Source organism: Curtobacterium pusillum, assembly GCF_007673235.1.
GTDB lineage: Bacteria > Actinomycetota > Actinomycetes > Actinomycetales > Microbacteriaceae > Curtobacterium > Curtobacterium pusillum_C.
In genome coordinates, this window is the sequence record NZ_VDZH01000001.1 from 430,382 (window position 1) to 455,497 (window position 25,116).

Here is a 25,116-nt window from a genome sequence, read left to right on the forward strand (position 1 = left end):
GACTGCCCTCCGCAACCGCCCCGCAGGGTCGGCGATGGCGGTGCCAGCCTTCCGACGGCTCTGGCTCGCCGGGCTCGTCTCGGACACCGGCGACTGGCTGATGTTCATCGCGCTCCCGCTCGTCGTCCTCCAGCTCACCGGATCGGCCGTCGGGACGTCGGTCGCGTTCCTCCTCGAGCTCGCCCCGCCGGTGCTGCTCGCCCAGGTCGTCGCGCGGGTCACCGACCGACTGTCGCACCGGCTCGTGATGGTCGTCGCGATGATCGGGCAGGCCACGACGCTCCTGCCGCTCCTCCTCGTGCACGACCGCTCCGAACTGCCGATCGTGTACGGCGTGATCGTCGCCCAGGCCTCGTTCGGCGCCTTCTTCCTGCCGGCCAAGAACGCGCTGCTCCCGACGCTCGTGGGACTGGAGCGTGCGAACTCGGCCAATGCACTCGTCGGGCTGAACAACGACCTCGGTCGGATCATCGGCGGCCCGCTCGGCGGCGTGCTCCTCGCCGTCGGGTCGATCGCGACCGTGGCGCTGATCGACGTCGCCTCGTACGTCGTCGCCGCCGCGCTGGTCCTCAGCCTGCCCCGAGAACACCGTTCCGACGTGGTGCCGTCTGCCGACAGGAGCGCGGACGGGGCGAGGACCGGGGGTGTCCTCCGCGCCCTCGCGGACCGACCGACGCGTGACCTCGTCCTGGTGAACACCGTCGCGTCGATCGCGCAGGGGCTCTTCCTCGTGCTGTTCGTCTTCTTCGTGACCGACGTGATCCGCGGCGACGAGGCCGACGTCGGGCTGCTGCGCGGCGTGCAGGCGATCGGCGCGATCGGCGCAGGCCTCGCGCTCGGCGTCCTCGGCGCGAGGATCGACGCGCTGCGGCTCGCGCTCATCGGGTCGAGTGCGTTCACGGTCATCACCGTGCTCTGCTGGAACGCGTCGTTCGTGTCGCACGCCGTCCCGCTCTACGCCGTGCTCTTCGCCGCCATCGGCGCGCCGGCCGTGTTCATGGGTGCCGGCATGACGACCCTCCTGCAGCACGCCACGGACGGCTCGCACCGGGGCAGCGCGTTCGCCGCGCTCGGCCTCGGGCAGGCGATCGGCCAGGCGATCGGGATCACCGCGGCGGGTCTGCTGCAGGGACCGATCGGCACGCTCCCCCTGCTCGAGCTCCAGGCGGGGGCCTACGCCCTCACCGCCGTGCTGGCCTTCGTCCTGCTCCGTCGTCGCTGAGGACGACCAACCGCTGCGTCGCCCGCGTCATCGCCACGTAGCGGTCGACCGGGCGCCACCGCTCCGGATCGACCAGGACGACGAGGTCGAACTCCAGACCCTTCGTCGCCTCCGGTGCGAGCGAGCGGATCCGCTCCGACCCGACGTACCCCGGGTCGCCGATCACGCACGCGATGCCGTCGGCGCTCGTCGCGGCCCACTCCTCCACGATCGCGTCCCGTTCGTCGACGGACCCGTGGTGCACGGGCACGCCGGAGTCGCGGATCGACGTCGGGACGTTCGCGTCCGGGACCGCGGCGCGGATGACCGGTTCCGCGACTGCCATCACCTCGGACGGCGTGCGGTAGTTGATCCGGAGCTGCGACGTCCGGGTCCCGCGCAACCCGACGCGCCCGAGCCGGTCCTCCCACGACTCGGTGAACGGCTCGCGGGCCTGGGTCCGGTCGCCCACGATCGTGAAGCTCCGGCTCGGGCAGCGTCGCAGCAGCATCAGCCACTCCGCGTCCGTGAGCTCCTGCGCCTCGTCCACGACCACGTGCGCGAACGGACCGGCGAACGCGTCGACGTCCACGGTCGGCCGCACCGTGTCGTCGTCGAGACTGTTCCGCGCATCGGCGCCCCGCAGCATGCTCATCAGCTTGAGGTCGGAGTCGTCCGCCGCGATGAGGTCCTCGATCACCCGGTCCATCCGTTCGCGCTCGGCTGCCCTGGCGGTCGCGGCGCGACGTTCACGCGCGGCGGCAGCCGGGTCGCCGATGCGCCGTCGGGCGGCGTCGAGCAGGGGCAGGTCCGACCGGGTCCACGCGCGAGCGTCGGCGCGGTGCACGAGCGCGCGATCCGCCGTCGAGAGGTCCGGCGCGCACCGTGCGAGGTGGTCCGGCGCCGTGAGCAGGTCCGCCACGACGCCGTCCGGATCGAGGAGGGGCCACGCCCGTCGGAACGCGTCACCCAGAGCGTCGCTCTCGTCCACGGAGGCGCGGATCGCCCTGGGCGGAGCGGCTCCCGACAGACGGTTGGTCACGATCTCGACCAGCGCCTCCCAGACGTCGGAGCGCGCGGCGTTGTGCGGTTCGCCCGGGTCCACCGCGTCGAACGCGTCGGCCCAGTCGTCCGGTGTCACCGGCACGTCCGCCCAGTCCGTCTCCACCACGACCGTGCGTTCCGGCGGACGCTCGTACCCGGCGACCGCTCGTTCGACCGCCCGGGTGAGTGCGGGACCCGCCTTGACCCTGGCGACGTCCGGATCCGCCTCGTCGGGGAGGTCGGCGCCCTCGGGCACGAGGTCGGTCAGGGTCGCCAGACGAACGCCGTCCTCGCCGAGCGACGGCAGCACGTCCCCGACGTAGTCGAGGTGGCCGTGCGTCGGACCGACGAAGAGCACTCCCCCGTGCCGTGGCGCCACGCGCGGGTCGGCGTACAGCAGGTACGCCGCGCGGTGCAGGGCGACCACGGTCTTCCCCGTCCCGGGACCGCCGTCCACCACGAGGGCACCGGCGGAATCCGCACGGATCACCGCGTCCTGGTCGGCCTGGATCGTCCCGAGGACGTCGCGCATCCGCGGGCTCCGGCTCGTGCCGAGGCTCGCGACGAAGGCGGACTGGTCGTCCAGGGCGGCGGTCTGCGCGAGCCCCTCGTCGGTGAACGCCTCGTCCCAGTAGTCCACGACCCGGCCGCGCTGCCAGCGGTAGCGGCGGCGACTCACGAGTCCCCGAGGGTCCCCGTGCGACGCCGCGAAGAACGGTTCCGCGGTCGCCGAGCGCCAGTCGACCAGCAGCCGGACGAGGTCCTGGTCGGTCAGACCCGACCGCCCGACGTACACCGGCTCCGGACGGCCGGCGAACACCATCCGACCGATGCACAGATCGAGCCCGTACCGCCGGAGTGCCGTGAGCTCACGGGTGACCCGGCGCACCTCGGCATCACGCTCCACGGCGTACTCCCCGCCGCCCGCACGAGTCCGGCGGAGTTCGTCGAGTCGTCGGGTGAGCGCCGTGGTCGAGGCGTCGAGGGTGTCGGCGATCGCGGCGAAGTGCCGCTCGTCGTCGGCGATCAGGGCCGGGTCGGCCTTGTCGGCGAGGCGTTCGGGGAGGTCGAAGACGGGGTACGGCGTTGACACGAGGGTCGATTGTGGGGCACGACGGGGGTCTTGCGGCAAGCCCCCCGTCCGGCGGTATTCTGGTCACGGCGGGAGGGGAACCGCCGACTCCGGGCCGTCGTCAGCGCGGAACCGGAGGATGCCCGGAGGTGATCTCCGGGGTCACGGTACCGGTGGCGGGCTGTGCGACTACCCCCGCCGCGGCGCGTCCCTCGTGCCGTCCGGCCGCACGAGATCACCGGAGTCAGTCACTCCGGATGGCTCCGGCACCGGATCGAACACCGCGACCGGCAACGGGCCGACGGTGTCGCAGCCGAGGCCAGGGAGGCCGGAGACGGAAGCAACCCGGATCGATCCGGCGTGGTCGCGTTCGAGCCGGTACTCCCGCCCGAAGCCGCTCATGTCGCCGAGCGACTCGCCGGGGTCCATGCTCCAGTTCCCGGCGACGCAACCACGCACGGCCGCGAAGTCCTCACCCTGGTCCCGGTAGCCCACCTCGACCTCGGTGGGAGCGAAGGGCAGCGGGCCGGGCACGAGGGTGGTGCTCCCGTGGTTCCGCAACGTCTGCACCGCGTCGGCGGATTCGCGGTCGACGTAGCTCGAAGTCGCGCTCGCCGCGAGTTCTGGGATGCTGAAATCGTTGCGATTCCGTGCGACGGCTTCCGCCGCGAGTTCAGTACGGACCGCTCCGACCCAGGGATCACGCTCGAGGGATCCGGTCGGCGCGGCACCCACCCATCGAACGTCCGGGTAGTCGGGCGCTTCCTGCTCGGTCGTGCACCCGGAGATCCCGAGGGTCATCAGACCGGCAACGGTGGCGGCGCCGGCGCTCCTGTGCCATGAGCGACGCATCACCGACGTCCGAGATGCCCGTGACGACGTTGTTCGTTCCTGCACTGCTCGGTCCCCCATCCGACAACGAGTTCCACCCTAGTGGGGTCGGGCTCCTCCGGCCGGGCGGCCATCGTCCGGTGCGTCTCCACCGTCGGACGGGCGAGGGACCCAGCCGGCCGCTCTCGGTTCCTGCGACCCCCGGTCACGCCGCTGTGAACACCAACGACGCGTTCTGCCCACCGAACCCGAACGAGTTGTTGAGCGCAGCCCGGATCGGAGCCGTCCGCGCCGAACCGGACACCACGTCCAGGTCGACCGCCGGGTCCAGGTGCTCCAGGTTCAGCGTCGCCGGCACGACCCCGGTCTCGATCGATCGCACGGCGAGGATCGACTCGACCGCCCCCGCCGCACCGAACATGTGCCCGATCGAGCTCTTCGGTGCGGTGACGAGCGCGCCGGTGCCGACCGCACGGGCGATGGCAGCGGCCTCGCCGACGTCCCCGACCGGCGTGCCGGTCGCGTGCGCGTTGACGTGGTCGATGTCCGCACCGGTGAGCCCGGCCATCCGGATCGCCGCCGTCATCGCCCGTTCCTGTTCGCCGCCGTCGGCGAGCGGCGCCGTGATGTGGAAGGCGTCGGAGGTGATCCCCCACCCGGCGAGCGTGCCGTGCGATCGCTGCGACCGGGCGGCAGCGTGCGCGCCACTCTCGAGGACGACGAACCCCGCGCCCTCCCCCAGGACGAACCCGCGGCGGGACGCGTCGAACGGCCGGGAGAGGGTCGTCGGGTCGTCGTCGCCCGGCTTCGCGAGCGCCTGGGACTGTGCGAAGGACGCCATCGCGACCGGGGTGAACGCGGCCTCGGTCCCGCCGGCGATCACGACGTCGGCTTCACCAGTGACGATGAGCCGTGCTGCGATCGCGATCGCCTCGGCGCCGGACGCGCAGGCCGACACGGTCGTGTAGGCACCGGCTCGCGCGCCGTACTCGATGCTGATCTGCGCAGCGGCCCCGTTGGCCATGAGCATCGGGACGGTCCGCGGCGACACTCGACGAGCGCCGGACGCACCGAGGACGTCGTGGGCGTCGAGCAGGGTCTCCACTCCCCCGATGCCGGTGCCGACGACCACCGCGAGCCGGTCGCCCTCGACGGCGGGTGCGCCGGCGTCCGCCCAGGCCTCCCCGGCGGCCACGAGGGCGAGCTGCTGACTGCGGTCGAGACGGTTGGCGCGGACCCGGCCGAGCGCGGCATCGGCGTCGAGTGCGGCGTCGGCGCCGACGAGGATCGGCACCTGCTCCCACAGCGCGCCGGGGCGGTCGAGGACGTGCACGCCGGAACGCCCCGCGACGAGCGCGTCCCAGAGGGCGTCGACGCCGTGGCCGAACGGGGAGACCGCGCCGTAGCCGGTGATGGAGATGTCCACGGAAGACTCCTTCTTGTACGTTGAACAAGTTGAGTTGTACCACGTACAATTCCGACATGGCAACCACCACCGACGGTCCCGGGACCCCGCGCGGCGCGGCGACCCGTGCCCGCATCCTCGCCGCGACGGCCGGCCTGCTCAGTGCGAGCCGGACTGCGTCGGCGGACGGCGACGGCACGCTCCGGTCCGTCACCGTCAGCGAGATCGCCCGCGCGGCGGGGGTCTACCCGAACCAGATCACGCACCACTTCGGCTCGAAGGACCGTCTCGTCCTCGACGCGGCCTTCGCGCTGTTCCTCCGCGACACGACCCGGTTGCAGGCTGCCGGGCGCCGGGCGACGAGCGCGACGGCGTTCCGGCAGGTCCTCGCCCGGACGGCCCTCGCGATGCCGTCGACGCCGCTCGTGGTCCGGGCGCTCGCCTCCGCGGGCGACGACGCGGCGCAGCGGGAGCGGGTGCGCCTGCTCCTCGCCGTGCTCTTCCGACAGTCGGAGCGCTACCTCGAGCGCGTCGTCACCGAGCACGGCTGGACGAGCCCGAGCGGTGTCGGCCGGGATGCCCGGACGTTCTGGAGCGCGGTGTTCGGCGCCACCCTGCTCGCCGATGCCGGGGTCACCGGCGGGCCGTCCGACCTCGACCTCGCCGGCACCGTCTCCATCACCTGATTCGGCGCCCGAGACTCGGCGTGAGCGACGACTCTCGCGCTCCGGACCGCGAGATCGGTCGCCTCAGCCGAGTCTCGGCCGGATCGCGCCGACGAGCGGCCGCGCGCCGCGCCGGCTCACTCGCCGAAGCCGGAACGCACGAGCGCGACGAGCGCCTCGACGGCGTCCTGCCCGTCGGGTCCCGACCCCTCGATCGTGACCGTCGCGCCCTTCGGCAGCGCCAACGCCATGATCGCGAGCAGGCTCTTCGCGTCCACGCCGTTCACCCGCACCGACGCCTCGTACTTCGCCGCGGTCTTCACGAACTCCGCCGCGGGGCGGGCGTGCAGCCCGCTCTCGTTGACGAGTTCGACGCTCTCGGACGCGGCCACGTCCTCGACGGGGCCGGCGCCGTCAGCCGGCACCGCGCCTCCAGGCTGGTCGTCGGACGGACTGGAGGAACGACTCGCGTCCGCCTCGGAGGCTGCGGCAGACGCGGCAGCGGCCAGGACCGCGTCGACGTCGCCGCCGGTCTGCGCGGCGACGGCCGCGGCGACCGCGCCCTCCACCAGGGGTGCCTGCGAGACGTGCACCCGCGCGCGGGCGTCGTCGTCGAGGAAGTCGAGGGCCGTGTCGGTCGTCAGGTAGGCGGAGCCGAGGTCGCACAGGACGACGACGGCGTCGGCGTCGGCGAGCTCCTCGAAGCCGGCGGTGATCGCCTCGAACGAGGTACCGATCCCGCCGTCGTCGGTGCCACCGGCGGCGACGAGCGGCACGTCGGCGGCCATCTGGCGCGCGAGCTCCACGGTGCCGGTCGCGATCGCCGCGCTGTGCGAGACGATCAGGATGCCGACGGTCACGCGGCGTCCACGGCGGCGCGGAGGATGTACACGGTCGACTGCGCACCAGGGTCGCGATGGCCGACGGCCCGCTCCCCGAGGTAGCTCGCACGGCCCTTGCGAGCGACGAGCGGGTCGGTCGACTCTGCGCCCGTCACGGCGGCGTCGGCGGCGGCGGCGAGTACCTGCTCGGGGCTGTCCCCGGCGGCGGCCGCGGCACCGGCGGCGTCGACGGCGGGCGACCACGCGTCGACCATGGTCTTGTCCCCGACGGACGCCTTGCCCCGGGACACGACACCGTCGCGGGCAGCGGTCAGCACGGCGACGAGCGTGTCGGCGTCGAGCTCGGTGGCGTCGCCGGCGGCCTGCGCGGCCTTGAGGTACGCCGTGCCGAAGAGCGGCCCGGCGGCGCCGCCCACGGTCGAGATGAGCTTCGTCGCGACCACCTTGAGCACGGCGCCGGGCGTGTCGAACGAACCGGTGTCGACGGCCTCGAGCACGGCACGGAACCCGCGGTCGAGGTTCTCACCGTGGTCCCCGTCGCCGATCTCCCGGTCGAGCGTGACGAGCTCGGCCCGGTGCTCGTCGATCGTCGCGGCGGTGCGGCGGACCCAGTCGATGGCCCATGCGGTGTCGAGCGCCAATTCGTGTTCCTTCCTGGATGGTGGGCGGTGGTTCAGCGTCCCCAGCGCAGTGCCGGGGTCTCCACCGGTGCGTCCCAGAGGGCGGTGAGTTCGTCGTCGAGCACCGTGACGGTGAGCGAGAACCCCTGCATCTCGAGGGATGTCACGTAGTCGCCGACCAGGCTACGCGTGACCTCGTACCCGCGGTCGGCGAGCACCTCGGCGGCGCGTCGGTAGGCGATGTAGAGCTCCGAGAGCGGCGTGCCGCCCATGCCGTTCACGAGGAGCAGCAGCGTCGAGCCGGCCGGGGGTTCGAGGTCGGTGAGGATCGGTTCGAGCACCCGGTCGACGAGCTGGTCGGCCGGCGCCATCGGGATGCGCTCCCGGCCCGGCTCGCCGTGGATGCCGATGCCGAGCTCGACCTCGTCGTCGGCGAGCGTGAAGGACGGCTCACCGGCGTGCGGGACGGTGCCGGAGCTGAGCGCGAGGCCCATCGACCGCGTGACGTCGTTGACGTGGCGGGCGACGGCGGCGACGGCGTCCAGGTCGTCCCCGCGCTCGGCAGCGGCGCCGGCGCACTTCTCGACGACGACGGTACCCGCGACGCCGCGGCGGCCGGCCGTGTAGAGCGAGTCCTGCACGGCCACGTCGTCGTCGACCACGACGGACTCGACGCGCACGTCGTCCATCCCGGCGAGCTCGGCGGCGGTCTCGAAGTTGAGCACGTCGCCGGTGTAGTTCTTCACGATGTGGAGCACACCCGCTCCCCCGTCGACGGCCTTCGTCGCGGCGACGATCGGGTCGGGCGTGGGGCTGGTGAACACCGGGCCGGGCACCGCGGCGTCGAGCATGCCGTACCCGACGAAGCCGGCGTGCAGGGGCTCGTGCCCGCTGCCACCGCCGCTGACGATGCCGACCTTGCCCTGGACGGGGGCGTCCGCGCGGTGGAGGTGGATCGGGTCCTCGACCAGGACCACGTGCCCGGCGTGTGCGAGGGCGAACCCACGGACCGTCTCGTCGACCACGTCGTGCGGGTCGTTGATGAGCTTCTTCATGCGGAGCCTCCACTGTCGTCACTGACCGCGCCCAATCTACATCGGCCGGTCGTTCGGCCGTCGTGCACGTTCGTGCAGAGGGGTCCCGGGTCGGGACGCGGCTGCGTGCCCGCTGGGCGGTCGTACGCACACTGCGGATGCACGTTCGTGCACAATCGCGCACTTCCCTCACGAACGCATCGCCATCGGTTGAACGGCGTCACTATGCTCGGCCCCAATCACTCAACGGGGAGTGCCGGCGCAGCACCACCGGACCCCCACCCTCACGCACTGGAGGTCACCGATGGACGGCATCGGCGTCAATTTCCTCTCTGAGCTCGTCGGCACGGCGATGCTCATCATCCTGGGTGGCGGCGTCGTCGCCGCTGTCTCGCTGACGAAGTCCAAGGGCTTCGGAGCCGGCTTCCTCATGGTCACGATCGGTTGGGGCTTCGCGGTCTTCGCCGGCGTCACCGTGTCGTACAAGTCCGGCGGCCAGCTCAACCCGGCGGTGAGCCTCGCGCAGGCCATCCTCGGCAACATCACCATCGGCGAGATGTTCCTCTACTGGCTCGCCCAGCTGATCGGTGCGGTCATCGGTGCCGTCATCGTCTGGCTCGCCTACAAGCAGCACTTCGACGAGGAGCCCGACGCAGCAGCCAAGCTCGGCGTCTTCTCCACCGGCCCGGCGATCCGTTCGTACGGCTGGAACCTCGTGACCGAGATCATCGGCACCTTCGTCCTCGTCTTCACGGTCATCGCCTTCACCAACGGCGGTACCCCGAAGGAGCTCGGCGCGGTTCCCGTGGCCTTCCTCGTGATCGCGATCGGTGTCTCCCTCGGTGGCCCGACCGGGTACGCCATCAACCCGGCACGTGACCTCGGCCCGCGCATCGCGCACGCCTTCCTGCCGATCAAGGGCAAGGGCTCGAGCGACTGGGCGTACGCCTGGGTGCCCGTGGTCGGACCGCTCATCGGCGGTGCCCTCGCAGCCGGCCTGTCCTACGCGCTGCTGCCCCTCGCCTGATCCAACCCACCACACTCACCCGAGCAAGACCGTAAGGAGCACCAATGGCCGACTACATCGTCGCCATCGACCAGGGCACGACCTCGACCCGAGCGATCGTCTTCGACCACTCCGGCTCGATCGTGTCCGTGGGCCAGAAGGAACACGAGCAGATCTTCCCGCGTGCCGGATGGGTCGAGCACGACCCCGCCGAGATCTGGGACAACACCCGTGAGGTCATCGGCCAGGCCCTGTCCCGCGCCGACATCACCCGCCACGACGTCGCGGCGGTCGGCATCACCAACCAGCGCGAGACCGCGGTCGTCTGGGACAAGAACACCGGCAAGCCGGTCTACAACGCGATCGTCTGGCAGGACACCCGCACGCAGTCCATCGTCGACAAGCTCGCCGACGGCGACACCGACCGCTACAAGTCCGTCGTGGGCCTCCCGCTCGCGACGTACTTCGCCGGCACGAAGATCGTCTGGATCCTCGAGAACGTCGAGGGCGCACGTGAGAAGGCCGAGGCGGGCGACCTGCTCTTCGGCACCACCGACACCTGGGTCCTCTGGAACCTGACCGGTGGTGTGGACGGCGGTGTCCACAAGACCGACGTCACGAACGCGTCCCGCACGCTGTTCATGGACCTCGAGACGCTCCAGTGGCGCGACGACATCCTCGGCGACTTCGGCGTCCCGAAGTCGATGCTCCCGGAGATCGTCAGCTCCTCCGAGGTCTACGGGCACGTCGAGTCGTCGAACCTGCTGCGCGAGGTCCCGATCGCGGGCATCCTCGGCGACCAGCAGGCCGCGACGTTCGGCCAGGCCGCGTTCGACCAGGGCGAGTCGAAGAACACCTACGGCACCGGCAACTTCCTCATCTTCAACACGGGCACGGAGATCGTCCGCTCGGAGAACGGGCTGCTCACGACCGTCGGCTACAAGCTCGGCGACCAGGAGACGCACTACGCCCTCGAGGGTTCGATCGCCGTCACGGGCTCGCTCATCCAGTGGCTCCGCGACAACCTCGGCCTGATCGGCAGTGCCCCGGAGGTCGAGGCCCTCGCCAAGACTGTCGAGGACAACGGCGGCGTGTACTTCGTCCCCGCGTTCTCGGGACTCTTCGCCCCGTACTGGCGTCCCGACGCCCGCGGCGCGATCGTCGGTCTCACCCGCTACGTCAACAAGGGCCACATCGCGCGTGCGGCCCTGGAGGCGACGGCGCTGCAGACCCGCGAGGTCCTCGACGCCGTCAACGCGGACTCGGGCGTGGACCTCACCGAGCTCAAGGTGGACGGCGGCATGACCGCCAACAACGAGCTCATGCAGTTCCAGGCCGACATCCTCAACGTGCCCGTGGTGCGCCCGGTGGTCGCCGAGACCACCGCGCTCGGCGCCGCCTACGCGGCGGGCCTGGCGGTCGGGTTCTGGGCGAACCTCGACGAGCTCCGTGCCAACTGGCAGGAGGACAAGCGCTGGGAGCCGCAGCTCGACGCAGCCGAGCGTGACCGCACGCTCCGCCTCTGGAAGAAGGCCGTCACGAAGACCTTCGACTGGGTCGACGAGGACGTCCAGTAGTCCTGTGCTGAGGTGACCGCCTGGAGGCGCGGTGCCGGTCCGACGGACCGGCACCGCGCCTCCAGTCAGTTGCGTCTACTGCAGTTGCGTCTGCATCGGGTGTGGCCGCGTCGGTTGCTTCTGCGCTCAGGCGGTGGGGGTCGCGCCCACCCAGTCGGCCAGCTTGCGGGCCCCGGCACCCGAGTCGATCGCGTCGGCCGCCACGACCAGCTGCTCGCGGAACCGCTGCAGGATCGGGCGGTCGACCTCGGCCGGGTCCTCCGCCAGGCGGAAGGACACCAGGCCGGCGGCGGCGTTCAGCAGGACGATGTCGCGGACCGGGCCGGACTCCCCTGCGAGGACACGGTGCACCACCGCGGCGTTGTGCTCGGGGTCGCCGCCGAGCAGGTCCTCGATGCGCGCACGGGCGATCCCGAGGTCGCGCGGGTCGAGGTCGTGCTCGGTCACGCGGCCGCCCGTGACCTCCCAGATGTGGCTGTGTCCGGTGGTCGTCAGCTCGTCCAGGCCGTCGTCGCCGCGGAACACCAGCGCGGTCGCGCCGCGCGTCTGGAACACGCCCGTGATGATCGGCACGAGTTCGAGCTGCGCCACGCCGACCGCGTTCGCCTCGCACCGTGCAGGGTTGACGAGCGGGCCGAGGAAGTTGAAGACCGTCGGCACACCGATCTCGCGGCGGACCGGGCCGGCGTGCGCGAAGCCGGGGTGGAAGGCACTCGCGAACGCGAAGGTCAGTCCGACACGCCGGAACGTGTCCGCGACACGCGCGGCGTCCATCGTGAGGTCGAGGCCGAGTGCGGCGAGCACGTCGCTCGAGCCGGACTTCGACGAGCTCGCCCTGTTGCCGTGCTTCACGACCGGCACGCCCGCCGCGGCGATGACGATGGCCGCCATCGTCGAGACGTTGACCGTGCCGACGACGTCGCCGCCCGTCCCCACGATGTCGAGCGCCATCGGGTCCACGTCGAGCGGAACCGCTGCGTCGAGGATCGCATCGCGGAACCCCACGACCTCGTCGACGGTCTCGCCCTTGGCGCGGAGTGCGACGGCGAACGCGGCGATCTGTGCGGGCGTCGCGCGGCCCGCGACGATCTCCTGCATGGCCCATGTGGACTGGCTGATCGTCAGGTCCTCGCGCGCCATGAGCGCGCTGATCACGGTGGGCCAGGTAAGGGCGTCGAGCATGAGTCGATCGTAGTGAATTCGAGAGACCCGCCAGTTCGCTGCGAAAACACTGTCCGTGGTTTCGGACATAATGGAACCTGTGACTAGCACCCCTCTCTCCAGATCCGCCAGCGGTCCGGTCCTGAACAGGCCGAACGCCGTTGCCGTGGGGACGATCGTGTGGCTGGGCAGCGAGGTCATGTTCTTCGCCGGCCTGTTCGCGATCTACTTCACGTTGCGCAGCACCTCGCCCGAACTGTGGGCGACCGAGACCGCCAAGCTCGAGGTGCCCTTCGCCTCGGTGAACACGATCATCCTGGTGCTGTCCAGCTTCGCCTGCCAGTTCGCGGTGTTCGCCGCTGAGCGCTTCCAGGTGCACCGCACGAGCTGGAACCCCAAGGACTGGGGCATGACGGAGTGGTTCTTCGTCACGTACTGCATGGGCGCGATCTTCGTCTGCGGCCAGATCTTCGAGTACGCCAACCTCTGGCACGAGGGCGTGACGCTCTCCTCCAGCGCGTACGGCTCGGCGTTCTACATGACCACCGGCTTCCACGGCCTCCACGTCACCGGTGGCCTCATCGCCTTCCTGCTGACGCTCGGCCGCGGGTTCGCCGCCAAGAACTTCGGTCACAAGGAAGCGACCACCGCGATCGTCGTGTCGTACTACTGGCACTTCGTCGACGTCGTCTGGATCGGCCTCTTCGCCGTCATCTACCTTCTCAAGTAGGAACTGGATAGCCCCCACCGCATGTTCAACAGAACCAAGTCCAAGAAGGGCCGCCGTTCACCGATGGCGACCGTGTCGCTCATCGTCGTCGGTCTCATGACCACCGGCGGTGCGTACGCGCTGTTCAGCTCCACGGCGAACGCCGACGACAGCACGAGCACCGTGGCGGCGACGAGCCAGTCGAAGGTGAACGAGGGCCAGAAGCTCTTCGCCTCGAACTGCGCCACCTGCCACGGCCTGTCGGCCCAGGGCACCTCCGAGGGTCCGTCCCTCATCGGTGTCGGTGCCGCGTCCGTCGACTTCCAGGTCGGGACCGGCCGCATGCCGATGGCCGCCCAGGGTCCGCAGGCCGAAGAGAAGCCCGCGCAGTTCACGGACGACCAGATCGACGCCCTCGCCGAGTACGTCGCGTCGCTCGGCCCCGGCCCGTCGGTCCCGTCCACCAGCCTCACCGACGGCTCGGACGGCAACGCGGCCGAGGGTGCGGAGCTCTTCCGCATCAACTGCGCCATGTGCCACAACGTGGCCGGCGCCGGCGGTGCGCTGACCGAGGGCAAGTACGCCCCGAACCTGCAGTCCGTGTCCGGCAAGCACATCTACGAGGCCATGGTCACTGGTCCGCAGAACATGCCGGTGTTCAACGACCTGAACCTCACGCCCCAGCAGAAGGCCGACATCATCACGTACCTCAAGTACGTGCAGGACAACAAGTCGCCCGGTGGGTTCGCCCTCGGCTCCCTCGGCCCGGTGGCAGAGGGTCTGTTCATCTGGATCTTCGGACTCGGCGCGGTCGTCGCGATGACCGTGTGGCTGACCGCGAAGTCCAACTGATCGTCCGTGTCGAACGACACTGAAGGGAACACCATGGCAGAGCACGACGACGAGGCACTGAACTCGTCCTCGGCTGTCGAGAAGCACGGCACGACCACGACGTCGGCCGGCACCGCGGTCCTGCCCGCGGAGCCGTTCGAGAACCCGGGCGAGCCGCCGCACCGCGCGCGCCGCACCGACGTCGACCCGAAGAAGCAGCGCCTGGCCGAGCGTCAGGTCGCCACGTTCTTCTACCTGTCGATCGTCGGCAGCGTCCTCGCGATCGCGGCGTACGTCGCCTTCCCGATCAGCTCCGACGACTTCGGCACGGTCCGCACCGCGAACCTCTTCCTCGGCCTCGCGATCGCCCTCGCGCTCCTGGCGCTCGGTCTCGGCGCCGTGTACTGGTCGAAGTCGCTCGTCGTCGACCGTGAGATCACGGAGCTCCGCCACCCCACCCGTGGCACGGACGCGACCCGTGAGAAGGCCGTGGAGGCCTTCCAGCTCGCCGACAAGGAGTCCGGCTTCAGCCGTCGCAAGCTGATCCGCAACTCGATGATCGGTGCACTGGCAGCGTTCCCGCTCCCCGGCATCGTCCTGGTGCGTGACCTCGCCCCGGCCGCTGACCCGAACGAGCTGCTCCGCCACACGTTCTGGAAGTCGGGCATGCGCCTGACGAAGGACCCGACCGGTCTCCCGATCAAGGCGTCCGACGTGACGATCGGCTCGGTCTTCCACGTCATCCCCGACGGGATGCTCGACTCGGAGCACATGCTGGAGGAGAAGGCCAAGGCCGCCGTCCTCCTCATGCGCCTCGACCCGAAGGACCTCAACCCCGCCAAGGGTCGCGAGAACTGGGGCTACGACGGCATCGTCGCGTACTCCAAGATCTGCACCCACGTCGGGTGCCCGGTCGCGCTCTACGAGCAGCAGACGCACCACCTGCTGTGCCCGTGCCACCAGTCGACCTTCGATGTCTCGAACAACTGCGACGTCATCTTCGGACCGGCCGCGCGCCCCCTCCCCCAACTTCCGATCGCGATCGACGACGACGGCTACCTGGTTGCGCAGAGCGACTTCCACGAGCCTGTCGGACCGTCCTTCTGGGAGCGTGAACGCTGATGAGCACCACCACCACGAACGCACCCGCGTCGGCCACCAAGCCGGCGCCGGAGCGCGGATCCCGCATCATCGGCGGGGTCGCCAACTACATCGACGAGCGAACCAGCATCTCGGGCCTCGTGAAGGAGGTCGGGCGCAAGATCTTCCCCGACCACTGGAGCTTCATGCTCGGCGAGGTGGCGCTGTACAGCTTCGTCGTCGTCCTGCTCTCGGGCACCTTCCTGACGTTCTTCTTCCAGGCGTCGATGGCCGAGGTCGTCTACAACGGCTCGTACGTCCCGCTCAAGGGCGTCGAGATGTCGACGGCGCTGCAGTCCACGCTGAACATCTCGTTCGACATCCGCGGCGGACTCTTCGTCCGGCAGATCCACCACTGGGCGGCCCTGCTGTTCGTGGCCTCGATCATGCTGCACATGGCCCGCGTGTTCTTCACCGGCGCGTTCCGCAAGCCGCGTGAGCTCAACTGGGTGTTCGGCTTCCTCCTCTGGGTCCTGGCCATGGCCGAGGGCTTCACGGGCTACTCGCTCCCCGACGACCTGCTCTCCGGAAACGGTCTGCGGATCATCGTCGGCATGATCGAGGGTGTGCCGGTCATCGGTGTCTGGATCGCCTACCTGCTGTTCGGCGGCGAGTTCCCGGGCACCGACATCGTCGGCCGTCTGTACACGCTGCACATCCTGCTGCTGCCGGCGATCCTCGTCGCGGTGCTCGGCGTCCACCTCGTGCTGGTCGTCATCAACAAGCACACGCAGTTCGCGGGCCCCGGCAAGACGAACGAGAACGTCGTCGGCGTCCCGATCCTCCCCGCGTTCGCCGCGAAGGCCGGTGGGTTCTTCTTCATCGTCGCGGGCATCCTCGCCCTCATCGCGTCGCTGTTCACGATCAACCCGATCTGGAACTACGGCCCGTACGACCCGTCCCCCGTGTCCGCCGGTACCCAGCCCGACTGGTACATCGGCTTCGCGGACGGCGCGCTCCGACTGGTGCCCCCGCACTGGGAGGTCGTGTGGTTCGGCTACACGGTGTCGTTCAACATCCTCGCGCCGATCGCGGTGCTGGTGCTGCTCATCCTGGCGATCCTGCTCTACCCCTTCATCGAGGGCTGGGTCACCGGTGACAAGCGCGAGCACCACATCCTCGACCGTCCGCGCAACGCCCCGACCCGCACGGCGTTCGGCGCCGCCGGCATCACGCTCTACGCGAGCCTCTGGGCCGCCGCGTCGTCGGACATCATCGCGACCCACTTCCTGGTGTCGATCGAACACGTGATCCACGTGATCCAGGCGACAACGGTCCTCGGCCCGTTCATCGCCTTCTGGATCACGAAGCGCGTGTGCATCGCCCTGCAGAAGAAGGACCGCGAGATCGTGCTCCACGGGTACGAGTCCGGCCGTATCGTGCGACTCCCCCACGGCGAGTACATCGAGGTGCACGAGCAGCTCGACGAGTACGAGCGCTGGAAGCTCCTGCAGTTCAACGAGTACAAGCCGCTGATGATCCGCCCGAACGCCAAGGGCAAGATCTCCGGTGTGCAGAAGCTCCGCGCCGGTGTCTCCCGCTTCTTCTTCGAGGACCGCATCACGCCGGTCACGAAGGCCGAGCTCGAGGCTGCGCACGCCGCGCACCACGGTCCCGAACTGGAAGGTGAGCACCAGGCCCCGGCCCTCGGTGCGAACAACCACTAGTCGCCGACTCCGAAGCAACCCCCGTCACGATGTGGCGGGGGTTTCTTCGTCGGTCGGGAACACGCCGTGCCCGGTTCACGTTCGGTTCACCGACACGTGCTGGACTCGTCCAGGACGGTGTGGCACTGTGTTGCACCACGCACCCGCCAACGGAATGAGACCCCGATGGACAGCCGGACGGCCGAACACCCCAGGCCGAACCACTTCCTCCTCCACCTCAGCGACACCCACCTCGTGGCGGGTGACGGCAACCTTTACGGGGACGTCGATTCGGCAGCGCGGCTCGGTGAGATCATCGCCGACATCGAGGCATCGGGCACCAAGCCCGAGGCGATCGTCGTCACCGGCGACGTGGCCGACAAGGGCGAACCGGGCGCCTACGCGCGCATCCGCGACATCGTGCAGCCCGCGGCCGACCGCATCGGCGCACAGGTGATCTGGGCGATGGGCAACCACGACGAGCGTGGCGCGTTCCGACAGGAGCTCTTCGGCCTCCAGCCCACCGACCGACCCGTGGACTTCGTCTACGACGTGAACGGTCTCCGGGTGATCACCCTCGACACGAGCGTCCCCGGTGCGCACCACGGCGAGGTCTCCCCCGAACAGCTCGACTGGCTCGCCGAGGTCCTGTCCGAGGCCGCCCCGCACGGCACGATCCTGGCCATGCACCACCCGCCGGTGCCGAGCGTGCAGGACCTCGCCGTCCTCGTGGAGCTCCGCGACCAGGATGCCCTCGCCGAGGTCGTCGAGGGCAGCGACGTCATCGCGATCATCGCCGGTCACCTGCACTACTCGACGAGCGCCGTGTTCGCGGGCATCCCCGTGTCGGTGGCGAGTGCCACGTGCTACACGCAGGACCTCACCGAGTTCCAGGGCGGGACTCGTGGCCGCGACGGCGCTCAGGCGTTCAACCTGGTGCACGTCTACGGCCACAACGTCGTGCACTCGGTGGTGCCGATCGGGCACTACTCGACCGTGGGCCAGCCGGTCTCCGCAGTCGAGACCGAGGCTCGCCTGGCTGCCGCCGGTGTCTCCATCGCCCCCGCGGTCGAGCCGGCTCCGGTCACCTCGAGCATCCCGGTCTTCACGCTCGACTCCGTGCCGGTCTCCCCCGTCCACCGCTAGCGGTCAGGGGTCGCCGGCCGGTCGTTGCACGGGCATCAGTTGCTCGTGCATGGTGCGACATCGCGGACGTCGTACGACAGGCGTCTTGTCGCTCGTTGCACCCGCAACAGTTGCTCGTGCATGGTGCGACATCGCGGACGTCGTGCGACAGGCGTCTTGTCGCTCGTTGCACGCGCAATGGTTGCTCGTGCATGGTGCGACATCGCGGTCGTCGTGCGACAGGCGCCTTGTCGTTCGTTGCGCGCGCAATGGTTGCGGGTGCATGGTGCGACTTCGCGGTCGTCGTACGACAGGCGTCTTGCCGCTCGTTGCACGCGCACACCCGCAGGCGCACGCGCACGCGCACGCACGCGGGCACAAGCACACACCGGCGCCACACCGCACCAACGCATCAACAACCGGGCCGGCGGCGCGAGGCGGCCCGGCCCCGCGCCTCCAGGCCGTCAGACGGTCTCGCTGTCCGCGTCCCGCTCCCACGGCGCCGGGAACGGGAAGTACTTCTCGAGGAAGTCCGTCACACGCCGCGTGCGTTCCTCGTCGCTGACCTCGGGGAAGCTGCCGTCGTTGAGGCAGAAGAAGTCGACGTTCCGCTTCTTGAGCAGCTCCTCCAGCGCTCGGAGCCCGGAGAGCATCGTCGTGTCGATGTACCGCACCGGAGCGTTCTCCTGCACGATCGCCCGGCCCGTCAGCAACGAGTAGTAGTGGTAGAGCGAGTTCGTCACAGAGATGTTCTCGGCAGCGCGGAAGCGGGACGCGGCGGTCGCGCGGAACTCGTCCGCGAACTCGTGCTCCATCTCGGTCATGATCGAGGCGCGCAAGGGCGTCGGCGCGTGCTCGAGGTGGCGGGTGGTCACGGCACCGAACCGCTGCTGCAGGAGCCGGCGGTTGACCCGGGCCGCGTTCTCGAAACCGCTGCGTGCGGGGTTGTTCGATCCCAGGCCGATGCGGGTGGTCGCGAGGATGAACTTCGTCACGGAGCCGGGGCTGAAGAACACCGAGGGGTCCACCGTGCGCCCGAAGAACATGTCGTCGTTCGAGTAGATGAAGTGTTCGCTGATGCCCGGGATGTGGTGCAGTTGCGACTCGACGGCCTGTGAGTTGTGCGTCGGCAGCACGGACGGGTCGGCGAAGAACTCCTCCGACCGGACGATCCGCACCTTCGGGTGCTCGGCGAGCCAGGCGGGGGCGGGTGAGTCGGTCGCGATGTAGATCTGCCGGATCCACGGGGCGAAGGTGTGCACCGAGCGCAGCGCGTACTTCAGCTCGTCGATCTGCCGGAAGCGGGCTGGGGCGTCGTCGCCCTCGCCCAGGACGGCACCGGACTGCGCCGCCTGTCGGGCGCGCTGGTACTCGACCGCGTTGCCGTCCACCCACGAGAAGACGATGTCGATCGGGAAGCGGATGTCCGAGACGTGGTCGTCGAACATGTGCTCGACGGTGCGCCAGGTGCGGCCGTAGCGCTCGATGTCCACCAGGACGAACTCGTCGACCGGCAGGCTGCGGCGCATCAGGGCGTTCTCGACGGGTGCGAGCACCTCGGTGTCGGTGACCCGCCAGAACTCGAGCTGCACGCTCGTCTCGGCGCCGTACCGCAGGCGTCCGAGGGGCTCGACGCGCGGCCGGAACACCCGCAGCACGGGTTCGTCGACCGAGGCGAGACCGTCGTCGATGACGAGCACGGCGGGCTTCCCCGGCGGCTTCGCGTACAGCGGCTCGTTCGCGGCGGCGGCCATCACGGCGCTCTCCGCGCGCTGACGGTCGCGTTCGTCCAGCGCGATGACGGGGCGCTGGTCGTTGCCCCGGATGAGCAGGTGGTCGACGTCACCGGCGGTGAGGGCGTCGTCGAGGAACAGGAGGTCCTCGATCATCGACTGCTGCGGCGTGAGGTGCCCGTTGACGAGCGTCAGACGGCCCTTGCGCACGACGACGTCGGGTCGGTCGAGACCGCCGGAGGACGGTCGAGGGTTCAGCAGAGGACTCTCGGTCACCGGCTCGGTCTCGCTGCTCATCCATGCCCTTCGGGTCGATCGGTCGGGCACTGCGCCCGACCTCTCGATCCTACCGTCCGCGCGGACGCTCGGTCCGCCCGTCGGTCGGCTCCGCTACGGCCTGGAGGCGCGGGTCGGCTCCGCCTCGCGCGGCACCTTGACGACGATGCCGACGACGACGAACAGTGCGGCGGCGACGATCTGCAGCGCTGCCCACACCTCGCCCGGGATCGGCACGACGGCGATCGGGTTCCAGCAGACGGCGACGGCCGCCATGACGGCTGCGGCCCACCAGGTCCGGCCGCGAACGGCGAACACCAGGACGATCAGGGCGAGCACGGCGACTCCCCACCGGGCGAACACGAACACGGACGAGTCGATGACGGCGACGCACGCGAGCAGCAGCATCGCCGCGATGAGCGAGGGGGCGAGCGCGGGCCGGGTGAACGGCGGTGTCTCCTTCTTCCCGGAGACCTTCGGCGTGCTCGTCGCGGTCGAGGCGGGCACGCCCTGCAGCGACGAACCCGCGGCGGGCCGCCCCTTCCGGGCTGCCATCAGGCGGTGGCCGCGTCGAGGTCGATCGCCTGGATCGAGCGGGACATCGGCGGCAGGCCGCGCACCCGCTCGAGGGCCGGCACCAGTTCGGCGACGTAGGCGCGGTAGCCCTCGTCGGTGAGGTGCAGGCCGTCCTCGGTGAAGCGCTCGTCGAGGTGGTCGCCGTCCGCCAGCGCGGGCCAGGCGTCGAGGTACTGCGCGTGGCACGTGGCGACGAACTGCCGGAGGTGCCGGTTCGCCTCCTCGATCTTCGCCGTGTAGTCGGCCTGCCGCGGGAGGATCGACACGAGCAGCAGCCGGACGCCCGGGAGCTCGCGGCGGAGCGTCACGAGGACGGACTCCACGCCCCGCACCACGTGTTCGACGCTCGCGCGGTGGTTGCCGAAGTCGTTCGTGCCGATGAGCAGGACGATCACCTCGGGCTGCTCCGCGATCACCGCGTCGAGTCGCGCGAGGACGCCGTCGGTGGTGTCCCCGCCGATCCCCTGGTTGATCGTCCGCTCGTCGGGGAGCCAAGCGTCCCAAGACCCCTGCTCGGTGATGCTGTCGCCCAGGAACAGGACGCCGGTGTGTTCCGCGCTCATGCTGCCTCCTCGTGTGCCGGTTCCGGCTTCCCATTCTGCTGGGTCCAGTTCCGCCCCGTCGACTCGGTGTGCTCGGACTCGCGTTCCGCGGCGGCCGAGATGCGCTCCACCATGCCGGGGAAGATCACCCCGTGGAAGGGCAGGATCGAGTACCAGTACAGGCGCCCGGCGAGTCCCTGCGGGAAGTAGATCGCCCGCTGGTGGTAGTCGCTGCCGCCGTCGTCGGCCGGGGTGACGGTCATCTCGAGCCAGGCCCGGCCGGGCGACTTGAACTCGGCGCGGAGACGGAGGTACCGGCCCCGCTCGAGACGCTCGACGCGCCACCAGTCGAGCGCGTCGCCCTGCTCCAGCCGCTGCGGGTCCCGTCGGCCCCGGTTGAGGCCGACGCCCCCGGCGAGCTTGTCCATCCACCCACGGGCGACCCACGCGAGCGGGAAGGAGTACCAGCCGTTCTCGCCGCCGATGGACTCGACGACGCGCCAAACGTCCTCGGCGCTGGCGGACGAGTGCCGCTTGCGGTCGTCGACGTAGACGGTGTGGCCGGCCCAGTCGGGGTCGCTCGGCAGGGGGTCGGCCGAGGTGGCGGCGAGCGTGGCGTTGCGCCAGCTGGTCTGCACCTCGCCCGTCCGCATCTTCGTCAGGGCCAGACGCACAGCTCGGCGGTAGGACGTCAGCCCGCCCTCGGGCCGAGGCACCACGTCGTCGATGTCGTGCTCGCGCTGGACGCACTCGAACTGCAGCGACTCGATGATCGGTTTGGCGAGCTTGCGCGGGATCGGCGTGACCAGGTTGAACCAGTGCGCGGCGAGCCCCGGCGTCAGGACGGGGAGCACGGAGATCGCTCGTTGGGGCAGCTTCGCCTCGACCGCGTACCCGTTGAGCATCTGGCCGTAGCGGAGGACGTCCGGTCCGCCGATGTCGAACGTCCGGTTCACGTCGGCCGGGATCGTGAGCGCCTCGACCAGGTAGTACAGGACGTCGCGGACCGCGATCGGCTGGATGTGGTTGCGGACCCAGCGCGGCGCGGGCATCCACGGCAGGACGTCGGTCACGTGCCGGATCATCTCGAACGAGGTGCTCCCGGAACCGATGACGACACCCGCCTGGTACGCGATGGTCGGGACGCCGGAGTGCAGCAGGACGTCGCCGACCTCCTTGCGGCTGCGGAGGTGCTTCGACAGCTCCCCGTCCGGGTGCAGCCCGCCGAGGTACACGAACCGTCGGACGCCCGCCTGCGTCGCCTCGTGCGCCATGGTCTCGGCGGCCTGGCGTTCGGCCCGCTCGAAGTCGCCGTCGGCACCCATCGCGTGGGCCAGGTAGTAGACCGCCTCGACGCCGTCGACCGCGGAACGGACGGCTTCGGCGTCCTGCAGGTCGCCCTCGGCGACCTCGACGTCGTCGCGCCAGGGAACGTCCTGCAGCTTGCGGGGGTTGCGGACGAACACCCGGACGGTGTGGCCTGCTTCGAGGAGACGGGGGACGAGTCGGCCACCGATGTAGCCGGTGGCGCCGGTGACGAGGACGTGCATGCGGGGCACGGTACGCGGCTCGGCTCCGGGTAGGCTTGCCGGGTGGACAATGCAGCGTTCTCCGTCGACCAACCGCACGTCACCGCCGATGCAGTGCGTGCACTCATCGACCACGCGATCCTCAAGCCCGAGCTGACCCGATCGGACGTCGACGCGCAGCTCGACGAAGCCGCCGCGTACCGCGTGTTCAGCGTGTGCGTCCGCCCGAGCGACGTCGCCCACGCGGTCGCCCGTCTCGCCGGCACCGGTGTCGGCGTCGGGACCGTCATCGGCTTCCCGCACGGCACCACGTCGACCGAGGCCAAGGTCGCCGAGTCGCTGCAGGCCCTGGCCGACGGGGCGTTCGAGCTCGACATGGTCCAGAACATCGGCGCCGCGAAGTCCGGCGACTGGGAGCGCGTCGAGGCCGACGTCCGCGCCGTGGTCGACGCTGCCGGCAGCACCGTCGTCAAGGTCATCCTCGAGACCGTGTTCCTCACCGACGACGAGGTCGTCGCCGCGTCCCGTGCCGCGCAGTCCGCCGGCGCAGCCTTCGTGAAGACCTCCACCGGGTTCGCCGGCGGCGGTGCGACCGCGGAGCACATCGCCCTCATGCGGGCGACCGTCGGCACCGACACCGGCGTGAAGGCCTCCGGCGGCGTCCGTGGCCTCGACACCCTCCTCGAGATGGTCGGCGCCGGCGCGAACCGCATCGGCACGAGCGCCTCCGCCCGCATCCTCGACGAGGTCGCGCACCGCGCGGAGACGGGCGCGGCGTCCGCGCTCGGCGACGACACCACGTCCTACTGACCCACGGGGCCCGTGCCCCGGACCACCCGAACCGACCCACCACGACGGGGCCGGCGCCCACCGGACGCGACGCCGCGTCCGCGACCGGCACCGTGCCTCCAGACCGCCGCATCGGAGCGAGCATGTCCACCACCGCACCGCAGTCCGCCCCCCTCGCCCTCGCCGTCGACCTCGGCGGCACGAAGGTCGAAGCCGCCCTCGTGACCGACGCAGGCGTCGTCCTGTCCGCCACCCGGTTCCGCAGCCCCACGGGGCCCGGGCGCACCTCGGACGAACTGCAGGCGGCGGTCGACGAGGTCGTGACCGCGGCCCTCGCAGCACTTCCGGACGACGCGACCCTGGTCGGCGTGGGGATCGGCTCGGCCGGCCCCGTCGACGAGGAGCACGGGCTCGTGTCGCCGTTGAACATGCCGGTGTGGCGCGGCTACCCGCTCCGCGACCGGGTGGCGGCCCACGTGCCGGCGGGCGTGCCCGTGACCCTCCGGATGGACGGCCTGGCGATCACCCTCGCCGAGCACTGGGTCGGTGCGGCGCAGGGGTCCGACCACGTCATGGGCATGATCGTCTCGACGGGCGTCGGCGGCGGCCTGATCCTGCACGGCCGGACCGTCAGCGGGCCGACCGGCAACGCCGGACACATCGGCCACGTGGAGTGCGGCGGGTTCGACGACCCGTGCGCCTGCGGAGGCACCGGCTGCCTCGAAGCGATCGCCAGCGGGCCCAAGACGGTCGCCTGGGCGCAGCGTCAGGGCTTCGCCGGGTCCACCGGTGAGGAACTGTCGGCGGCCTACGCCGCCGGGGACGCCATCGCGGTCGCCGCGGTGCAGCGGAGTGGTCGTGCGCTCGGGCAGGCGATCGCCGCCGCCACGAGCCTGGTCGACCTCGAGGTCGTGGCGATCGGCGGCGGCTTCTCGCACGTCACGCCCGACCTGTTCGAGTACGCGCGCCAGGCGGTGGCGGAGCGCGTCGAGTTCGGCTTCGTCACGAAGGTGCGGATCGTGCCGACCGGACTCTCGCAGGACGGTCCGCTCATCGGTGCCGCCGCGCTCGTGCACCGCGCCGACGTCCTGCGCTGACGTGCTGCGCTGACGTGCTGGGCTGAATGCGGCGCTCTCCACAGGTGGTCGTCGGGGCCGTCAGGGCTCGGGCAGGATGTCCGGGTGCCCCGCTCCCGCCTCGTGACCAGCGACGACTGGCCGGAGGTCGAACTGCGGGCCGCGGTGCTCGCCGGCGAGCTCGTCCCGGTCGGGGCGTGCTGGGCCTCCCCCGTCGAGCCGCAGACCCCGTCGCTCCGAGCCGCCGCCGCGGCGTGGACGCTCCGGGACGCCCGTCTGATCGCCGGAACACGGACCGCGGCGTGGATCTGGGGTGCGACCTCGCGGCCACCGACCCCGCTCGAGGCCGCCATCTCGCCGCAGGCTCGGGTGCACGTCGACGCTGGGGTACTCCTGCGGGAAGTCGTCATCGACCCGGCGGACCTCGTCCGGCTGGACACCTTCCGCGTGACGACACCGACGCGGACCGCCATCGACCTGCTGCGGACGCCGAACACCGGTGAACGGACGTTCGGGACGGCCGAGGCGGAGGCGGTGCGGGGCCTGATCGCGATCGGCGCGGTCACCGTCGCCGAGGTCGAGGATCGCCTGTGCGGCCTCGGGACGATCCCGATGGTCCGGCAGGCGTCACGACGGCTCCGCGCGCTGCTGGAGTCCGGCGCGACAGCGGTCGACGGGCGCTGAGC

General features: G+C 70.7%; 23 protein-coding genes. 12 read left to right on the plus strand and 11 right to left on the minus strand.

Annotated features, from left to right (window positions below):
• The first annotated feature begins 34 nt into the window (after positions 1 to 34).
• Positions 35 to 1,222, plus strand: a complete 1,188-nt coding sequence (locus FS532_RS01965; protein WP_186321868.1) for an MFS transporter — start codon at positions 35 to 37, stop codon at positions 1,220 to 1,222.
• On the opposite strand, the gene helR is transcribed toward FS532_RS01965, so the two are convergent.
• The 3 genes from helR to FS532_RS01980 form a co-directional block, all read right to left on the minus strand.
• A complete protein-coding gene (gene helR, locus FS532_RS01970) occupies positions 1,182 to 3,338 on the minus strand; it encodes an RNA polymerase recycling motor ATPase HelR (RefSeq protein WP_144749836.1) in 2,157 nt (718 codons plus the stop codon). The genes FS532_RS01965 and helR overlap by 41 nt on opposite strands.
• Before the next feature lie 168 nt (positions 3,339 to 3,506).
• Positions 3,507 to 4,118, minus strand: a complete 612-nt coding sequence (locus FS532_RS01975; RefSeq protein ID WP_144749838.1) for a hypothetical protein — start codon at positions 4,116 to 4,118, stop codon at positions 3,507 to 3,509.
• 235 nt (positions 4,119 to 4,353) lie between these two features.
• A complete protein-coding gene (locus FS532_RS01980) occupies positions 4,354 to 5,574 on the minus strand; it encodes a beta-ketoacyl-[acyl-carrier-protein] synthase family protein (protein ID WP_144749840.1) in 1,221 nt (406 codons plus the stop codon).
• A gap of 56 nt (positions 5,575 to 5,630) precedes the next feature.
• Here FS532_RS01980 and FS532_RS01985 point away from each other — a divergent pair, with 56 nt between their 5' ends.
• Entirely contained in the window at positions 5,631 to 6,239 is a 609-nt protein-coding gene (locus tag FS532_RS01985) for a TetR/AcrR family transcriptional regulator C-terminal domain-containing protein (protein WP_144749842.1), read from the plus strand.
• Positions 6,240 to 6,355: 116 nt separating this feature from the next.
• Here the strand turns inward: FS532_RS01985 and dhaM are convergent, their stop codons facing one another.
• The 3 genes from dhaM to dhaK are packed head-to-tail and all read right to left on the minus strand — an operon-like array spanning position 6,356 to position 8,735.
• A complete protein-coding gene (gene dhaM, locus FS532_RS01990) occupies positions 6,356 to 7,078 on the minus strand; it encodes a dihydroxyacetone kinase phosphoryl donor subunit DhaM (protein ID WP_144749844.1) in 723 nt (240 codons plus the stop codon).
• Positions 7,075 to 7,701: a dihydroxyacetone kinase subunit DhaL gene (dhaL, locus tag FS532_RS01995; protein WP_079236049.1), complete on the minus strand. Its 627-nt coding sequence runs from the start codon at positions 7,699 to 7,701 to the stop codon at positions 7,075 to 7,077. Before dhaL ends, dhaM begins: the two co-directional genes overlap by 4 nt.
• A 32-nt stretch (positions 7,702 to 7,733) precedes the next feature.
• Positions 7,734 to 8,735, minus strand: coding sequence for a dihydroxyacetone kinase subunit DhaK (dhaK, locus tag FS532_RS02000; protein WP_144749846.1), 1,002 nt, complete (start codon positions 8,733 to 8,735; stop codon positions 7,734 to 7,736).
• 283 nt (positions 8,736 to 9,018) lie between these two features.
• Between dhaK and FS532_RS02005 the strand changes: the two genes are divergently transcribed.
• Together FS532_RS02005 and glpK are read left to right on the plus strand one after the other, a co-directional pair.
• Positions 9,019 to 9,741, plus strand: coding sequence for an MIP/aquaporin family protein (locus FS532_RS02005; protein ID WP_144749848.1), 723 nt, complete (start codon positions 9,019 to 9,021; stop codon positions 9,739 to 9,741).
• 44 nt (positions 9,742 to 9,785) lie between these two features.
• Entirely contained in the window at positions 9,786 to 11,297 is a 1,512-nt protein-coding gene (gene glpK / locus FS532_RS02010) for a glycerol kinase GlpK (protein ID WP_144749850.1), read from the plus strand.
• Positions 11,298 to 11,423: 126 nt separating this feature from the next.
• Here the strand turns inward: glpK and trpD are convergent, their stop codons facing one another.
• Complete coding sequence (gene trpD, locus FS532_RS02015; protein ID WP_144749852.1) at positions 11,424 to 12,479, minus strand: anthranilate phosphoribosyltransferase; 1,056 nt, start codon at positions 12,477 to 12,479, stop codon at positions 11,424 to 11,426.
• A gap of 70 nt (positions 12,480 to 12,549) precedes the next feature.
• Between trpD and ctaE the strand changes: the two genes are divergently transcribed.
• The 5 genes from ctaE to FS532_RS02040 all read left to right on the plus strand — a co-directional run bounded on the left by ctaE (position 12,550) and on the right by FS532_RS02040 (position 17,930).
• On the plus strand, positions 12,550 to 13,188 hold the full coding sequence (ctaE, locus tag FS532_RS02020) for an aa3-type cytochrome oxidase subunit III (protein WP_144749854.1): 639 nt from the start codon (positions 12,550 to 12,552) through the stop codon (positions 13,186 to 13,188).
• Between the two features lie 21 nt (positions 13,189 to 13,209).
• A complete protein-coding gene (gene qcrC / locus FS532_RS02025) occupies positions 13,210 to 14,019 on the plus strand; it encodes a cytochrome bc1 complex diheme cytochrome c subunit (RefSeq protein WP_079236043.1) in 810 nt (269 codons plus the stop codon).
• A gap of 33 nt (positions 14,020 to 14,052) precedes the next feature.
• Complete coding sequence (gene qcrA, locus FS532_RS02030; RefSeq protein WP_144749856.1) at positions 14,053 to 15,120, plus strand: cytochrome bc1 complex Rieske iron-sulfur subunit; 1,068 nt, start codon at positions 14,053 to 14,055, stop codon at positions 15,118 to 15,120.
• Positions 15,120 to 16,805 (plus strand): cytochrome bc1 complex cytochrome b subunit, encoded by a 1,686-nt coding sequence (gene qcrB, locus FS532_RS02035; protein WP_144749858.1) that lies wholly within the window; start codon positions 15,120 to 15,122, stop codon positions 16,803 to 16,805. The genes qcrA and qcrB overlap by 1 nt, the downstream gene beginning before the upstream one ends.
• 165 nt (positions 16,806 to 16,970) lie before the next feature.
• Positions 16,971 to 17,930 (plus strand): phosphodiesterase, encoded by a 960-nt coding sequence (locus FS532_RS02040; protein WP_144749860.1) that lies wholly within the window; start codon positions 16,971 to 16,973, stop codon positions 17,928 to 17,930.
• 443 nt (positions 17,931 to 18,373) lie between these two features.
• Here the strand turns inward: FS532_RS02040 and FS532_RS02045 are convergent, their stop codons facing one another.
• The 4 genes from FS532_RS02045 to FS532_RS02060 form a co-directional block, all read right to left on the minus strand.
• Positions 18,374 to 19,939 (minus strand): stealth conserved region 3 domain-containing protein, encoded by a 1,566-nt coding sequence (locus FS532_RS02045; RefSeq protein WP_144749862.1) that lies wholly within the window; start codon positions 19,937 to 19,939, stop codon positions 18,374 to 18,376.
• Positions 19,940 to 20,032: 93 nt separating this feature from the next.
• Complete coding sequence (locus FS532_RS02050; protein WP_186321869.1) at positions 20,033 to 20,473, minus strand: DUF6804 family protein; 441 nt, start codon at positions 20,471 to 20,473, stop codon at positions 20,033 to 20,035.
• Positions 20,473 to 21,057 (minus strand): GDSL-type esterase/lipase family protein, encoded by a 585-nt coding sequence (locus FS532_RS02055; protein WP_144749864.1) that lies wholly within the window; start codon positions 21,055 to 21,057, stop codon positions 20,473 to 20,475. Before FS532_RS02055 ends, FS532_RS02050 begins: the two co-directional genes overlap by 1 nt.
• A complete protein-coding gene (locus tag FS532_RS02060) occupies positions 21,054 to 22,586 on the minus strand; it encodes an SDR family oxidoreductase (RefSeq protein WP_144749866.1) in 1,533 nt (510 codons plus the stop codon). Before FS532_RS02060 ends, FS532_RS02055 begins: the two co-directional genes overlap by 4 nt.
• A gap of 42 nt (positions 22,587 to 22,628) precedes the next feature.
• Between FS532_RS02060 and deoC the strand changes: the two genes are divergently transcribed.
• The 3 genes from deoC (at position 22,629) to FS532_RS02075 (ending at position 25,114) form a co-directional block, all read left to right on the plus strand.
• Entirely contained in the window at positions 22,629 to 23,375 is a 747-nt protein-coding gene (deoC, locus tag FS532_RS02065; protein ID WP_186321870.1) for a deoxyribose-phosphate aldolase, read from the plus strand.
• Between the two features lie 122 nt (positions 23,376 to 23,497).
• A complete protein-coding gene (locus FS532_RS02070) occupies positions 23,498 to 24,451 on the plus strand; it encodes an ROK family protein (protein WP_144749868.1) in 954 nt (317 codons plus the stop codon).
• A gap of 84 nt (positions 24,452 to 24,535) precedes the next feature.
• Positions 24,536 to 25,114 (plus strand): type IV toxin-antitoxin system AbiEi family antitoxin, encoded by a 579-nt coding sequence (locus FS532_RS02075; protein ID WP_144749870.1) that lies wholly within the window; start codon positions 24,536 to 24,538, stop codon positions 25,112 to 25,114.
• Positions 25,115 to 25,116 lie beyond the last annotated feature (2 nt).

Excerpts from the sequence above, each read along its gene's own strand:
- FS532_RS02045 (WP_144749862.1), bottom strand. The coding sequence starts at position 19,939 with ATGAGCAGCGAGACCGAGCCGGTGACCGAGAGTCCTCTGCTGAACCCT.
- dhaK (WP_144749846.1), bottom strand. The coding sequence starts at position 8,735 with ATGAAGAAGCTCATCAACGACCCGCACGACGTGGTCGACGAGACGGTC.
- glpK (WP_144749850.1), top strand. The coding sequence starts at position 9,786 with ATGGCCGACTACATCGTCGCCATCGACCAGGGCACGACCTCGACCCGA.
- FS532_RS02060 (WP_144749866.1), bottom strand. The coding sequence starts at position 22,586 with ATGCACGTCCTCGTCACCGGCGCCACCGGCTACATCGGTGGCCGACTC.
- qcrC (WP_079236043.1), top strand. The coding sequence starts at position 13,210 with ATGTTCAACAGAACCAAGTCCAAGAAGGGCCGCCGTTCACCGATGGCG.
- FS532_RS02055 (WP_144749864.1), bottom strand. The coding sequence starts at position 21,057 with ATGAGCGCGGAACACACCGGCGTCCTGTTCCTGGGCGACAGCATCACC.
- qcrA (WP_144749856.1), top strand. The coding sequence starts at position 14,053 with ATGGCAGAGCACGACGACGAGGCACTGAACTCGTCCTCGGCTGTCGAG.
- FS532_RS02050 (WP_186321869.1), bottom strand. The coding sequence starts at position 20,473 with ATGGCAGCCCGGAAGGGGCGGCCCGCCGCGGGTTCGTCGCTGCAGGGC.
- FS532_RS02005 (WP_144749848.1), top strand. The coding sequence starts at position 9,019 with ATGGACGGCATCGGCGTCAATTTCCTCTCTGAGCTCGTCGGCACGGCG.
- trpD (WP_144749852.1), bottom strand. The coding sequence starts at position 12,479 with ATGCTCGACGCCCTTACCTGGCCCACCGTGATCAGCGCGCTCATGGCG.
- FS532_RS01985 (WP_144749842.1), top strand. The coding sequence starts at position 5,631 with ATGGCAACCACCACCGACGGTCCCGGGACCCCGCGCGGCGCGGCGACC.
- FS532_RS01975 (WP_144749838.1), bottom strand. The coding sequence starts at position 4,118 with ATGACCCTCGGGATCTCCGGGTGCACGACCGAGCAGGAAGCGCCCGAC.
- qcrB (WP_144749858.1), top strand. The coding sequence starts at position 15,120 with ATGAGCACCACCACCACGAACGCACCCGCGTCGGCCACCAAGCCGGCG.
- FS532_RS02070 (WP_144749868.1), top strand. The coding sequence starts at position 23,498 with ATGTCCACCACCGCACCGCAGTCCGCCCCCCTCGCCCTCGCCGTCGAC.
- ctaE (WP_144749854.1), top strand. The coding sequence starts at position 12,550 with ATGGAACCTGTGACTAGCACCCCTCTCTCCAGATCCGCCAGCGGTCCG.
- FS532_RS01965 (WP_186321868.1), top strand. The coding sequence starts at position 35 with ATGGCGGTGCCAGCCTTCCGACGGCTCTGGCTCGCCGGGCTCGTCTCG.
- FS532_RS02040 (WP_144749860.1), top strand. The coding sequence starts at position 16,971 with ATGGACAGCCGGACGGCCGAACACCCCAGGCCGAACCACTTCCTCCTC.